This window comes from Streptomyces sp. NPDC090741, from assembly GCF_044769045.1.
GTDB lineage: Bacteria > Actinomycetota > Actinomycetes > Streptomycetales > Streptomycetaceae > Streptomyces.
Map to the genome: position 1 here is coordinate 1 of NZ_JBIVXF010000012.1, position 12,641 is coordinate 12,641.

Below are 12,641 nucleotides of genomic sequence, written 5' to 3' on the forward strand. Positions count from 1 at the left end.
TGGGGTGTGGGGGGGGGGGGGCGGGGGTTTAACCCAGCCCCCGGGTTTCTTGTGCGCCCACACCCACCTGCGCCCCCACACCCCCCCCCCCCCCCCCCCCCCGGGCACCCCCCCCCGGGGGGGGGGGCGGCCCCCCGCCCCCCCACCACCCCTTCGCCTTCCCGCCCCCGCCCCCGCCTCCCCGCGCCGACTGGAGAACCGCCCATGCGCCCCCGCCCCCGCATCGCTCCGCACGGCTTGCTCCTCACCCTGTTGCTGCTGGTCGCGGGCCTGCTCCTGCCGCCGGCCACGACGGCGACGGCCGCGGACAACGGCACCTGGGGGGTGTTCCCGACGCCCCCGGCCGGCGCCGCGATGACCGACCGCGCGTACTTCTTCCACCAGGGCGCCGCCGGGACCACGGTCAGCGACAGCGTGACCGTCCTGAACGCCTCCGACCGGGAGCTGACCTTCCAGATCTTCGCCACCGACGCCGTGAACACCCCGGCCGGCGGCGCCTTCGCGCTCCTGCCGGTGGATCAGAAGCCCAGGGACGTGGGCGCGTGGACAGCGCTGGCGCCCGAGGCGGCGACCACGGTGACCGTCCCGCCCAAGGGCCGCAAGGACATCCCGTTCACGGTGAAGGTCCCGCAGGACGCGACGCCCGGCGACCACGTCGGCGGGATCGTCGCCCTCAACACCGCCGTGGAGGGCATCCGGCAGGAGGGCAAGGTCCAGGTCGGGGTGAAGCGGCAGGTCGGCTCGCGGCTGTACTTCCGGGTGCCGGGGCCGGTGACACCGGGACTGAGCGTGGAGGACGTGAAGGTCAGCCGGTCCGCGCCACTGCTGCCGTGGGTCAAGAACGCCCGCGCCACGGTCGCGTACACGCTGGTCAACCGGGGCAACGTGGTCGTCGAGCCCAATGTGGCGGTGTCCGCCGAGGGGCTGTTCGGCCGTACGGTGCTGGACCGGCCGGCCCGCGAGCTGAAGCTGGTGCTGCTGCCCGGCCAGCGGATCGAGCTGACCGAACCCTGGCCCGACGCACCGCAGTCGGACTGGGTGACCGTACGGATCTCGGCCGGGGCGACGGCCTATCCGGACCTCACCTCGGCATCCGAGGCGGAGTTCATCGCCGTGCCGTGGCCCGCCCTCGGCGCGCTGCTGGTGCTGGCGGGCGCCGCCCTCACCTTCCTGGTCCTGCGCCGCCGGCGCCGGTCCCCCGTGGAGCAGGCCGAACCCGCACCGGACTTGGCCGCGACGCATTGACGGGCAAGAACGGAGCTCGCCCCCCGCGTGAGGGGTGCGGGGGGCGAGCCGGTCTGCGGTCCTGCGGTCCTGCGGTCCTACGCGGTCAGTGGTTGCGGGGGAAGCCCAGGTCCACGCCCACCGGGGCCTCGGACGGGTCCGGCCAGCGGGTCGTGACGACCTTGCCGCGGGTGTAGAAGTGGATGCCGTCGTTCCCGTAGATGTGGTGGTCGCCGAAGAGCGAGTCCTTCCAGCCTCCGAAGGAGTGGTAACCCACCGGCACCGGGATCGGCACGTTGACGCCGACCATGCCGGCCTCGATCTCCAGCTGGAAGCGGCGGGCCGCGCCACCGTCCCGGGTGAAGATCGCGGTGCCGTTGCCGAACGGCGAGGCGTTGATGAGCGCCACGCCCTCCTCGTAGGTCTCGGCGCGCAGCACGCACAGCACCGGCCCGAAGATCTCGTCGCGGTACGCGTCGGAGTCGGTCTTGACGTTGTCCAGCAGCGACAGGCCGATCCAGTGGCCGTTCTCGAACCCGCCGACCGTGTAACCCGTACCGTCCAGGACCACGTCCGCGCCCTGGTCGGCCGCGCCCTTCACGTACGAGGCGACCTTGTCGCGGTGGGCGGCCGTGATCAGCGGGCCCATCTCGGAGGCCGGGTCGTTGCCGGGGCCGATCTTGATCTTCTCGGCGCGCTCGCGGATCTTCTCCACCAGCTCGTCGCCGATCGATCCGACGGCCACGACCGCCGAGATCGCCATGCAGCGCTCGCCGGCCGAGCCGTACGCGGCCGAGACCGCCGCGTCGGCGGCCGCGTCCAGGTCGGCGTCCGGCAGCACCAGCATGTGGTTCTTGGCGCCGCCCAGCGCCTGGACCCGCTTGCCGTTCGCCGAAGCCGTGGTGTGGATGTGGCGGGCGATGGGCGTCGAGCCGACGAAGGAGACGGCCGCGATGCCCGGGTGGGCGAGCAGCGCGTCGACGGCGGCCTTGTCACCGTGGACGACGTTGAGCACACCGGCCGGCAGACCGGCCTCGGAGGCCAGCTCGGCCAGCTTGTTGGCGGCCGACGGGTCCTTCTCGCTCGGCTTGAGGATGAAGGTGTTTCCGCAGGCCACGGCCAGCGGGAACATCCACATCGGCACCATGGCCGGGAAGTTGAACGGGGTGATGCCCGCGACCACGCCCAGCGGCTGGCGGATGGAGGCCACGTCCACCCGGTTCGAGACGGAGGTCGACAGCTCGCCCTTGAGCTGCGTGGTGATCCCGCAGGCCAGCTCGACGATCTCCAGGCCGCGCGCCACCTCGCCCAGCGCGTCCGAGTGGACCTTGCCGTGCTCGGCGGTGATCAGCTCGGCGATGGCGTCGCGGTTGGCGTCCAGCAGGGCGCGGTAGGCGAAGAGCACCTTGGTGCGGGCGGCCAGCGAGGACCGGCCCCAGCTCTGGTAGGCCTCCTGGGCGACCCGTACGGCCGCGTCGACCTCGTCGGCGGACGCGAGCGCGACCTGCGTGGTGACCTCGCCGGTCGCCGGGTCGGTGACCGGGCCGTAGTTGCCCGACGCGCCCTCGACGGTCTTGCCACCGATCCAGTGGTTGACGGTCTTCATTGCCTTGCTCCTTCACAGATGGCGACGTCGCTGCGCGGCTTGCCGGTCGTACTCCTCGCGGGCCGCGGTCGCGGACTTGCGTGTCGCGGTCTCGGCCACAGGAACATCCCACCACGCCTGTGCCGGGGGCGGGCCCGACACAGTGTCGGGTGTTCGGGTCTGTGCGTAGACACATGTGGGACGGTCCGCCGCACGCGCCTCTGCGAGGGCTTTCCGCAGGTCACCGATGGTGCGGGTGCGGATCACCGCCATCCCGAGGGAGGCCGCGTTGGCCGCGAGGTCCAGCGGCAGCGGCGCGCCGGTGTACGAACCGTCGTCCGCCCGGAAGCGGTACGCGGTCCCGAAGCCCTCCGCGCCCACGGCCCCGGAGAGGCCGCCGATGGAGGCGTAGCCGTGGTTGTCGAGGATCACCACCTTGATCGGGACGCCCTCCTGTACGGCCGTGACCAGCTCGGTCGGATTCATCAGGTACGTCCCGTCGCCGACCAGCGCCCACACCGGGCGCCCGGGGGCGGCGAGCGCGACCCCGATCGCGGCCGGGATCTCGTAGCCCATGCAGGAGTACCCGTACTCCACGTGGTACTGGTCGGCCGAGCGGGCCCGCCACAGCTTGTGCAGGTCCCCAGGGAGGGAGCCGGCGGCGTTGATCAGGATGTCCTCGGCGCCGACGACCGCGTCGAGCAGCCCGAGCACCTGTGCCTGCGTCGGGGCGGCGTCCTCGTCGGGGGCGGTGTAGGCCCGGTCGACCAGCCTCTCCCAGTCGCGTTTCTTTTCTTTGTACGCCGTCTCGTACCCGGGGTCCACGCGGTACCCGGAAACCGCGGCCCGGAGTTCTTCCAGGCCCGCTCGCGCATCGCACACCACCGGCTGACCGGCGAGTTTGTGGGCGTCGTACGGGTCGAGGTTGAGCCCGAGGAAGCGGACGGCGGGGTTCTGGAACAGGGTCCCCGAGGCGGTGGTGAAGTCCGTCAGCCGGGTCCCGGCGGCGAGGACCAGGTCGGCGCCGCGGGCCAGCCCGTCGGCGGTGGCCGTGCCGGTGTGCCCGATACCGCCGACATCGGCGGGGTGGTCGTACGGGAGCGCCCCCTTGCCCGCCTGCGTGCAGGCGACCGGGATCCCGGTCGCCTCGGCGAACTCCGCCAGCGCGGCCTGGGCCGCGCTGTGCCGGATCCCGCCGCCGGCGACGATCAGCGGGCGCGCGGAGCCCCGTACGGCTTCGGCGGCCCGCGAGAGCTCGTCCCGGTCGGGCCGGGGCCGGCGTACGGCCCACACGCGCTCGGCGAAGAACTCGGGCGGCCACTCGTACGCCTCGGCCTGCACGTCCTGGGGCAGCGCCAGGGTCACCGCGCCGGTCTGCACGGGGTCGGTGAGGACCCGCACCGCCTGGAGGGCGGCCGGGATCAGGGCCTCGGGCCGGGTGATCCGGTCGAAGTGGCGGGAGACGGGCCGGAGCGTGTCGTTGACGGAGACGTCGCCCGCGTAGGGCACCTCCAGCTGCTGGAGGACGGGATCGGCGGGCCGGGTGGCGAAGGTGTCGCCGGGCAGGAGGAGTACGGGAATCCGGTTGATGGTGGCGAGGGCGGCCCCGGTGACGAGGTTGGTGGCGCCGGGCCCGATCGAGGTGGTGACGGCGTGGGCCGAGAGCCGCCCGCACTGGCGGGCGTACCCGACGGCGGCGTGCACCATGGCCTGCTCGTTGCGCCCCTGGAGGAACGGCATTGCGCCCGGCGTCCCGCCCGGCCTCCCGCCCGGCCCGCTCTCCAGGAGGGCCTGCCCGATTCCGGCCACGTTCCCATGCCCGAAGATCCCCCAGGTGGCGGCGATCAGCCGCTGCCTGCGCCCGTCGCGCTCGGTGTACTGGGCGGCCAGGAACCGTACGAGGGCCTGGGCCACGGTGAGCCTCATGGGGTCTCGTCCTCCGCGCGGTAGAAGGGCAGCCGGGGGTCGGCGTCCTGGCTCGACCAGGTGTCCCGGACCCAGGCGTGATCGGGGTGGTCCCGGATCAGCCATTCACGGGGCTGGCCCGGGGGCCCGGCCATGACGTTGAGGTAGTACATGTCGTGCCCGGGGGCGGCGATGGACGGCCCGTGCCAGCCGTCCGGGATGAGCACCGCGTCCCCGGTCCTCACCTCGGTGAGGATGTCGGTCTTCCCGGCGGGGGACGGGGTGACACGCTGGTAGCCGAGGCCGGGGGTGTCGCCGCCGCCTCGGACGGTGTGCGGGGCGATCTCGAAGTAGTAGACCTCTTCGAGGCGGGACTCGTGGCCGGGGTGGAACTCGTCGTGCTTGTGGGGCGGGTACGAGGACCAGTTCCCGCCGGGGGTGAGCACCTCGACGGCGATGAGGCGGTCGCAGTCGAAGACGCCGGCGGCGGCGAAGTTGTTGACCTGGCGCGTGCAGTGGCCGGCGCCGCGGATCTCCACGGGGACGCCCCGGCCGGGCCCGTAACGGGCGGGCAGGATCCGTTCACACCGCGCCCCGACGAGCGCGAACCGCCCTCCGGCGGCGGACCCGATCACGGCCCGCCCGTCCCGGGGCAGGTACGCGAAGTCGCTCACCCCGCTGAACACGCTCTCGCGCCCCCGCAGTTCGAACACCTCCGGCCCCGTCGGCGCTTGGGGGCGGGGAACCGGCTCGGCGCAGCGGACCACGCACGCCCCGGCCAGCGGGAGAACGATCCACTCCCGGTCCCCGCACTCGTGCGGGTACGTCTCCCCCGGCGCAAGCTCCAGCACCCGCAGCGCCGCGAACTCCATCTCGTGCGACCCGGTCACCGTCACGGCTCCAACACCTCCTCCACCTCCTTGGCGTACGGCATCGCCGCCGAGCACGCCAGCCTCGAAGCCACGATCGCCCCCGCCGCGTTGGCGAAGCGCAGCACCCGCTCCAGGTCCCATCCCGCCAGCAGCCCATGGCACAGGGCGCCCCCGAACGCGTCCCCGGCCCCCAGCCCGTTCACCACGTCCACCGGGACGGCCGCGGCCTCCACCACCGTTCCGTCCCGCCGCATCGCCAGTACCCCTTCGGGCCCCCGCTTCACCACCGCCAGCTCCACGCCGGCCGCCAGCAGCGCCCGCGCCGCGGCCCGCGGTTCGGACTCGCCGGTCGCGATCGCGCACTCCTGCACGTTGCCGACCGCCACCGTGGCGAGACCCAGCGCCTGTGCGTACGCCTCGTCCGGCTCGCCCGGCTCCCCCTCCCACAGCATCGGCCTCCAGTCGAGGTCGAAGACCGTGATCCCGGACTTCGAGCGGGCCTCCAGCGCGGCGAGGGTCGCGGACCGGCTCGGCTGTGCGCTCAGGCCCGTCCCCGTCATCCAGAACACCCGCGCGGCCCGTACCGCCGCCAGGTCCAGCTCCTCCGGCTCGATCTCCAGATCGGGGGCCTTCGGCAGCCGGTAGAAGTACAGCGGGAAATCGTCCGGCGGGAAGATCTCGCAGAACGTCAGCGGGGTCGGATACCCCGCCACCTCCCCCGCCCACCGGTCGTCCACCCCGAATCCCCGCAGCTCAGCCCGTAGATAGGCGCCGAACGGGTCCGCTCCGGTCCGGGTGATCACCGCCACCCGGCGGCCCAGCCTGGCCGCCGCGACGGCGACATTGGTGGGCGAGCCGCCCAGGAACTTCCCGAAGGTGTCCGCTTCCGCCAGCGGTACACCCGTTGTCAGCGGGTAGAGATCCACCCCGATCCGCCCCATGGTGATCACGTCGAACGCGACATCGTCCGCGGTCGTCACAGGCAGTCCTCCCACTCGTCTCGCACCCTAAGGTGGCCGTCATGACGTCCTCCCCACCCGCGTTGACCCGTATCCGCATCGGTTCGGCTCCGGACTCCTGGGGTGTCTGGTTCCCCGACGATCCGCTCCAGACCCCGTGGGAGCGGTTCCTCGACGAGGTCGCCGACTCCGGGTACGAGTGGATCGAGCTCGGCCCGTACGGCTACCTCCCCACCGACCCCGCCCGCCTCGCGGAGGAGACCGCCGAACGGGGCCTGCGCGTCAGCGCGGGCACCGTCTTCACCGGACTCCATCACGGGCCCGCCGTCTGGGCGCAGACCTGGGAGCACGTGTCGCGGATCGCGGCGCTCACCCAGGCCATGGGCGCGGGCCACCTCGTCGTCATCCCGTCCTTCTGGCGCGACGACAAGACCGGCAAGGTGCTGGAGGACCGCACCCTCGCCCCCGCGCAATGGCGTGAACTGACCACGCAGACCGAGCGCCTGGGCCGCGAGGTGCGGGACCGGTACGGGCTGCGGATCGTCGTCCACCCGCACGCCGACACGCACATCGACACCCCCGAGAACGTGGCCCGCTTCCTGGACGCCACCGATCCGGACCTGGTCTCCCTGTGCCTGGACACCGGCCACTACGCCTACTGCGGCGGCGACAGCGTCCAGGCCATCGAGACGTTCGCCGAGCGGATCGGCTACCTCCACCTCAAGCAGGTCGACCCGCGGATCCTCGCCGAAGTCCTCGCGGAGCAGCTGCCCTTCGGGCCGGCCGTCGGCCGCGGGGTGATGTGCGAACCTCCGTCGGGGGTGCCCGCGCTGGAGCCCGTCCTCGCGGCCGCCCAGCGGCTCGGCGTGGACCTCTTCGCCATCGTGGAGCAGGACATGTACCCGTGCCCGCCCGACCGGCCGCTGCCGATCGCCCGCCGCACCCGCGCCTACCTGCGCTCCTGCGGCGCCCGCTGACTCCCCGGAGGGAACACGACATGAGCACGCTGGGCATCGCCGTCATCGGGACGGGGAAGATGGGCGCCGACCATGTCCACCGGATCGGGCGGACGGTGGGCGGGGCCCGGGTGGTGGCCGTGGCCGATCCGGACGGGGACCGGGTGAAGGCGGTCGCGGCGGGTCTGGACGGCGCGAGCGCGCACACGGATCCGGCGGCGGCGATAGCGGCTCCCGGAGTCCAGGCCGTACTGATCGCCTCCCCCGGGCCCGCGCACGAGGAGGCGATCCTGCACGCCCTGGGGCGGGAGTTGCCGGTGCTGTGCGAGAAGCCGCTGACCCCGGATCCGGCCGGGGCGGTGCGGGTGATGGAGGCGGAGCGGCGGCTGGGCCGGCGGCTGGTGCAGGTGGGGTTCATGCGACGGTTCGACGCCGAGTACGAGCGGCTGAAGGAGCTGCTGGACGCGGGCGGAATCGGCCGGCCGCTGTTCCTGCACTGCCGGCACCGCAATGCCTCCTCGCCCGCCTTCTTCACCAGCGACATGCTGATCACCGACTCCGTCGTGCACGAGGTCGACGCGGCACGCTGGCTGCTCGGGCAGGAGATCACGGCGGTGTCCGTACTCTCCCCGACGCCCAGCTCGGCGGCCCCCGAAGGGCTGCGTGATCCCCGGCTGGTCCTGCTGGAGACCGCGGGCGGGGCCATCGTCGACGTGGAGATCTTCGTCAACTGCGGCTTCGGCTACGAGGTCCGGTGCGAGGCGGTCGGCGAGTCCGGCAGCGCCCAGATCGGTGAGGGGCAGGGGATGGTCGTCCGGTCCGCGGGCCGCAGCTCCGGCGAGATCGTGCAGGACTTCACCGTGCGCTTCGCCGACGCGTACGACCGCCAGCTGCGGCGCTGGGTGGCCGCGGCCGCGCAGGGCCGGGTGGCCGGGCCCGACGCCTGGGACGGCTACGCGGCGGCCGCCGTCTCCGCTGCGGGGCTCGCCGCCGCGCACAGCGGCGTACGGACCCCGGTGGAGCTGGTGGAGCGCCCCGCCCTCTACCGCTGAACCTTTCTACCGCTGAACCTCTCTCCCACTCCTCCCCGTTGTGTCACATGTGTCACAGGCGTCGCCCTTGTGTCACGCATATCCCCATTACGCGGGTATTTCGTCACAGCCGGTCGACAAGGCCTCCCGCGCCCCCACCCTCTGCCGTTCTCCGGGCACAACCCGAGTGATCGTCACTGTCCACGCGTCGGCTCCCCCGACGGCCTTCCCGGCCGGCCCCGCCCCGTGGACAAGGAGGTGTCGTGGATGAGCGACCGACAGCTGTGGTCGTACAAGGAGATCGCCGCCCATATCCGGGTCCAGCCGGACACGGTGCGCTCGTACCGCAAGCACGGGCTTCTCCCCGCTCCCGACCACGTGGAAGGCGGCAAGTCCTACTGGTACGCCGACACGATCCGCACCTGGGTGGCCCGCCGCCCCGGCAACCGGGGCCGCCGCGAGGACTGACCCCGGCCGGGCCCCGGCGGCCCCGGCCGCGGCCGCCGGGGCCCGGCTCTGATCCCGCCCCGCCAACCCCCTAGCGGCTGCCCGCCGGTACGCGGTCCGGCTCCGGGGCCTCCCCCGGCGCCTCCCCTGCCGCCCGCGGCTCCGCCGCCGGCGCGGACTCCCCCTCGCTCAGCCCGAACCTCTCGTGCAGCCGCCGCAGCGGGCCCGGCGCCCACCAGGTGGCCCTGCCCGTCAGCTTCATGACCGCCGGTACCAGCAGGCTCCGTACGACCAGCGCGTCCATCAGCACGGCCAGCGCGATCCCGAGCCCCAGCATCTTGGTGTTGGTCACCCGGGAGCTGCCGATGGCCACCATCACCACCGCCAGGATCACGGCCGCCGCGGTGATCAGCCCGCCCGTGCGGACCAGTCCGGTGCGCACCGCCCCCTCGTGGTCCCCGGTCCGCTCGTACTCCTCCTTGATGCGGGATATGAGGAACACCCCGTAGTCCATGGAGAGCCCGAAGGCGATGCAGAACATCAGCACGGGCAGGGTGGTCTCGATGTCCCCGGTGGAGGTGAAGGAAAGCGGTCCGGAGAGGTGGCCGTCCTGGAAGACCCACACCACCGCCCCGAACATCGCCGTCAGGCTCAGCGCGTTGAGCAGGACCGCCTGGACGGGTATCAGCACGCTTCCGGTGAGCAGGAAGACCAGCAGGAGCGTGGCCAGGACCACCAGGGCCAGTGCGGCCGGCAGTTTCTCCGCTATCGCCTTCTGGGCGTCGACGAGGACGGCCGCCTGTCCGGTCACCGCGGTGTCGAACGGGGCGTCCACCTTCCGCACCTCGCCGACGAGGTCCTGGGCCTGGCGCCCCACCGGCTCGCCGTCCGTGACCACCGATATGTACGCGTATCCCGGCCGGGACCCGGAGCTCACCGGCCCGTCCACCCTCACGCCGGGCAGGGCGGCCAGCCGGTCGCGGTAGGCGGCGAGGTCGGCGGGACCGGCCGCGCCCTCGGTCAGCACGGTCAGCCCGGCGCCGGGGCTGCCCGGGAAGCCGTCGCGGATCTGCTGCTGGACCAGGTGGGAGGCGGCCGTCTCCGGCAGCTGCCGGTCGTCCACGGTGCCGAACTTCACCCCCAGGAAGGGCAGTCCCAGGAGCAGCAGCCCGGCCGTGGTGGCGATGGCGAACACCGGGGCCCGGCGCATCACCAGCGCGGTCGTCCGCGCCCAGCCCCGCCCGCTCTCGGCCCCGGCGTCCGCGCCCGGCGTCCCGGTGCCCGCCCCGGGCCGCTTACGCCGCCACAGCCGCCGCAGGTCGAGGGAGTTGACCCGCTCCCCGAGGAGCACCAGCGCCGCCGGCAGCAGGACGAGGGCGGCGGCCGCCGCGAGCAGGACCACCGCGACCCCGGCATAGGCGAAGGAGCGCAGGAAGTACATCGGGAAGAACAGCATCGCCGAGAGCGAGACGGCCACGGTCAGCGCCGAGAACAGCACCGTGCGCCCGGCGGTGCGCAAGGTGGCCCCCACGGCCGCCACCGGATCCCGCCCGGCGGCGAGCTCCTCGCGGAACCTCCGCACGATGAACAGGGCGTAGTCGATGGCGAGTCCGAGGCCGAGCGCGGTGGTCAGGTTCTGGGCGAAGACGGAGACGTCGGTGAACTCGGTGAGGCCGCGCAGCACGGCATTGGTGCCGAGGATGGCGACGATGCCCACGCCCAGCGGCAGCAGCGCGGCCACGGCGCTGCCGAAGACGATGACGAGCAGGACGAGGGTCACCGGCAGGGCGATCACCTCGGCGCGCAGCAGGTCCTCCTGGATGGTGGTGGTCACCTCGCGCTGGACGGCGACCGGCCCCCCGAGGGAGACCTTCACCGGCCCGTGCCCGCCCCGGTAGCGCGGGGCGATCCGCTCCAGCACGGCGGCGCGGGTCTTCTCGTCTCCGAGCACCCGGGCGGCGATCAGGGCCTGCCGGCCGTCCTCGGAGCGCAGCGCGGGCAGGTGCGTGCGCCAGTACGAGCCGACCCCGGCCACCCCCTGTTCGGAGGCGAGTTGCGCGGTCAGCCGCTCGGCCTCGGCGGCGACGGCGGGATCGTCCACCCCGGCCGCCCCCGACCCGGCGGCGTCCACCAGCAGGAGGAGGTTGGGCTGGGAGCCCGGGAACTCGCGCTCCAGCACCTTGGCGGCGTAGGTGGACCGGGCATCCGGGTCCTCCCAGCCGCCGCTGCCCATCCGGTCGGCGACGCCACCGCCCGCGAGGACGGCCAGGGCCGTGACCACGAGGGCGAGCAGCAGTGAGAGCCGCGGCCGGGCCGTGACGAACCGGGTCCACCGTCCGCTCTCCCCTGACGACGGCGGTTTTTTGACTTCGGACATGACTCGGTGTCCCCTTCACCGTGATTGCCAGACAACTTAAGCTGGCAAACACGAGCAGTCGCTCGCGTTTCCCAAGAATGCGAGCGATCTCTCGCGTTTGTCAATCACCCACGGGAAGCAAGGGACGGGACATGCCCGAGAGGCCCCAGGCCGAAAACGCCGCGAAGGCCCCAAAGGCCGCCAAGAAGACAGCCGGGAAGACGGCCGGGAAGACCGCGAAGAAGACCGCCACGAAGGCGGCCGCCCCGCGCCGCCAGGCCCGCGGCGAGCGCCGGATCGCCCAGCTCCTGGATGCCGCCGCCAGCGTGTTCTGCCGCACCGGCTACGCCGCGGCCAGCACCAACGCCATCGCCCGCGAGGCGGAGGTCTCACCGGGAACGCTCTACCAGTTCTTCCCGAACAAGGAGGCCATCGCCATCCACCTGGGCGACGAGCTGCTCCGGCGCGCCCGCGACATGCACGGCCAGGCCTTCCTTCCCGAGAACCTGGACAAGCCCCTGCCCGAACTGCTCGACGCCGTCCTGGACCCGGTCATCGCCTTCAACTGCGAGAACCCGGCCTTCTGGGCCCTCATGCACGGCTCCGGCATCCCCGGCATCACCCAGGAGCGCGAGGAGCTGCACTCCGGCCTGCTGACCCAGGTCCAGGACGTCCTGCGCACCTTCTGCCCGGACGGCTCACCCGAGGAGCTCACCCGCGTCTCCGGCATGGTCCTGGGCATCTTCAAGGCGGCGCTCGACCTGATCCTGGCGAGCGAGGGCGCGGAGCGCGCCGCGTACGTCGCCGAGCTGAAGACCGTACTGCTGCGCTACGTCGAGCCGATGGTCGCCACCCCCCACCTTCACTGACCCGGCCGCTCCACATACCGGCACGTCACCCCGGCTGCCGCTTCGCACACTCGCCTTGATACCCCCTAGGGGTATAGTCTTCGAGTGTCGGGAGGACGGTGGGGGTGACACCACCTGGCACCGCCGCCCCCGGCGACCGGATACGCCCTTGAAGAGGAGAACGACATGACCGCCGAGACGGACACCCAGACCACCACCGTCTACCGGGTGACCGGCATGACCTGCGGCCACTGCGAGGGCGCGGTGACCACCGAGATCTCCGCCCTGCCCGGCGTCAGCTCGGTCAAGGCCGTCGCCGCGACCGGCGAGGTCACCGTGGTCTCCGCCGCCCCGCTCGCCGAGGAGGACGTGCGCGCCGCCGTGGACGAGGCCGGGTACGAGTTCGCCGGCCAGGCCGGCTGAGCTCCTCTCCTCCCTCCTCCGCAGTACCCCGCCGG

The 12,641-nt window shown here is 72.9% G+C and carries 11 protein-coding genes; 6 read left to right on the forward strand and 5 right to left on the reverse strand.

The window, feature by feature from the left end:
- Nucleotides 1-204: 204 nt before the first annotated feature.
- Nucleotides 205-1,245 carry a WxL protein peptidoglycan domain-containing protein gene (locus ACIQU4_RS28705; RefSeq protein WP_403736591.1) on the forward strand — a complete coding sequence of 347 codons (1,041 nt, stop codon included), beginning with the start codon at nucleotides 205-207 and terminating at the stop codon, nucleotides 1,243-1,245.
- Nucleotides 1,246-1,330: 85 nt separating this feature from the next.
- On the opposite strand, the gene ACIQU4_RS28710 is transcribed toward ACIQU4_RS28705, so the two are convergent.
- From ACIQU4_RS28710 to iolC, 4 genes are read right to left on the reverse strand one after another with little or no spacing between them, the layout of a single operon-like run.
- A complete protein-coding gene (locus ACIQU4_RS28710) occupies nucleotides 1,331-2,830 on the reverse strand; it encodes a CoA-acylating methylmalonate-semialdehyde dehydrogenase (RefSeq protein ID WP_403736594.1) in 1,500 nt (499 codons plus the stop codon).
- 12 nt (nucleotides 2,831-2,842) lie between these two features.
- Nucleotides 2,843-4,735: a 3D-(3,5/4)-trihydroxycyclohexane-1,2-dione acylhydrolase (decyclizing) gene (iolD, locus tag ACIQU4_RS28715; protein ID WP_403736596.1), complete on the reverse strand. Its 1,893-nt coding sequence runs from the start codon at nucleotides 4,733-4,735 to the stop codon at nucleotides 2,843-2,845.
- Nucleotides 4,732-5,586, reverse strand: a complete 855-nt coding sequence (gene iolB / locus ACIQU4_RS28720; RefSeq protein WP_403737108.1) for a 5-deoxy-glucuronate isomerase — start codon at nucleotides 5,584-5,586, stop codon at nucleotides 4,732-4,734. The genes iolD and iolB overlap by 4 nt, the downstream gene beginning before the upstream one ends.
- 20 nt (nucleotides 5,587-5,606) lie before the next feature.
- On the reverse strand, nucleotides 5,607-6,527 hold the full coding sequence (gene iolC, locus ACIQU4_RS28725; RefSeq protein WP_403737111.1) for a 5-dehydro-2-deoxygluconokinase: 921 nt from the start codon (nucleotides 6,525-6,527) through the stop codon (nucleotides 5,607-5,609).
- Between the two features lie 80 nt (nucleotides 6,528-6,607).
- Here iolC and ACIQU4_RS28730 point away from each other — a divergent pair, with 80 nt between their 5' ends.
- From ACIQU4_RS28730 to ACIQU4_RS28740, 3 genes are all read left to right on the forward strand, one after another.
- Entirely contained in the window at nucleotides 6,608-7,522 is a 915-nt protein-coding gene (locus ACIQU4_RS28730) for a sugar phosphate isomerase/epimerase family protein (protein WP_403736599.1), read from the forward strand.
- A 20-nt stretch (nucleotides 7,523-7,542) separates the two neighbouring features.
- Complete coding sequence (locus tag ACIQU4_RS28735) at nucleotides 7,543-8,553, forward strand: Gfo/Idh/MocA family protein (protein WP_403736602.1); 1,011 nt, start codon at nucleotides 7,543-7,545, stop codon at nucleotides 8,551-8,553.
- 246 nt (nucleotides 8,554-8,799) lie between these two features.
- Nucleotides 8,800-9,000: a helix-turn-helix transcriptional regulator gene (locus tag ACIQU4_RS28740; protein WP_403736604.1), complete on the forward strand. Its 201-nt coding sequence runs from the start codon at nucleotides 8,800-8,802 to the stop codon at nucleotides 8,998-9,000.
- Between the two features lie 70 nt (nucleotides 9,001-9,070).
- On the opposite strand, the gene ACIQU4_RS28745 is transcribed toward ACIQU4_RS28740, so the two are convergent.
- Nucleotides 9,071-11,356, reverse strand: a complete 2,286-nt coding sequence (locus ACIQU4_RS28745; protein WP_403736607.1) for an MMPL family transporter — start codon at nucleotides 11,354-11,356, stop codon at nucleotides 9,071-9,073.
- Nucleotides 11,357-11,487: 131 nt separating this feature from the next.
- On the opposite strand from ACIQU4_RS28745, the gene ACIQU4_RS28750 reads away from it, so the two are divergent.
- Together ACIQU4_RS28750 and ACIQU4_RS28755 are read left to right on the forward strand one after the other, a co-directional pair.
- Complete coding sequence (locus tag ACIQU4_RS28750) at nucleotides 11,488-12,204, forward strand: TetR family transcriptional regulator (protein WP_403736610.1); 717 nt, start codon at nucleotides 11,488-11,490, stop codon at nucleotides 12,202-12,204.
- A gap of 165 nt (nucleotides 12,205-12,369) precedes the next feature.
- The gene (locus ACIQU4_RS28755) at nucleotides 12,370-12,606 is read left to right on the forward strand and encodes a heavy-metal-associated domain-containing protein (RefSeq protein WP_030868575.1); all 237 of its coding nucleotides are present in this window, start codon (nucleotides 12,370-12,372) and stop codon (nucleotides 12,604-12,606) included.
- The last annotated feature ends 35 nt before the right edge of the window (nucleotides 12,607-12,641 follow it).

Coding starts and splice junctions, on each gene's coding strand:
- ACIQU4_RS28705 (WP_403736591.1), top strand. CDS start 205: ATGCGCCCCCGCCCCCGCATCGCTCCGCACGGCTTGCTCCTCACCCTG.
- ACIQU4_RS28710 (WP_403736594.1), bottom strand. CDS start 2,830: ATGAAGACCGTCAACCACTGGATCGGTGGCAAGACCGTCGAGGGCGCG.
- iolD (WP_403736596.1), bottom strand. CDS start 4,735: ATGAGGCTCACCGTGGCCCAGGCCCTCGTACGGTTCCTGGCCGCCCAG.
- iolB (WP_403737108.1), bottom strand. CDS start 5,586: ATGGAGTTCGCGGCGCTGCGGGTGCTGGAGCTTGCGCCGGGGGAGACG.
- iolC (WP_403737111.1), bottom strand. CDS start 6,527: ATGGGGCGGATCGGGGTGGATCTCTACCCGCTGACAACGGGTGTACCG.
- ACIQU4_RS28730 (WP_403736599.1), top strand. CDS start 6,608: ATGACGTCCTCCCCACCCGCGTTGACCCGTATCCGCATCGGTTCGGCT.
- ACIQU4_RS28735 (WP_403736602.1), top strand. CDS start 7,543: ATGAGCACGCTGGGCATCGCCGTCATCGGGACGGGGAAGATGGGCGCC.
- ACIQU4_RS28740 (WP_403736604.1), top strand. CDS start 8,800: ATGAGCGACCGACAGCTGTGGTCGTACAAGGAGATCGCCGCCCATATC.
- ACIQU4_RS28745 (WP_403736607.1), bottom strand. CDS start 11,356: ATGTCCGAAGTCAAAAAACCGCCGTCGTCAGGGGAGAGCGGACGGTGG.
- ACIQU4_RS28750 (WP_403736610.1), top strand. CDS start 11,488: ATGCCCGAGAGGCCCCAGGCCGAAAACGCCGCGAAGGCCCCAAAGGCC.
- ACIQU4_RS28755 (WP_030868575.1), top strand. CDS start 12,370: ATGACCGCCGAGACGGACACCCAGACCACCACCGTCTACCGGGTGACC.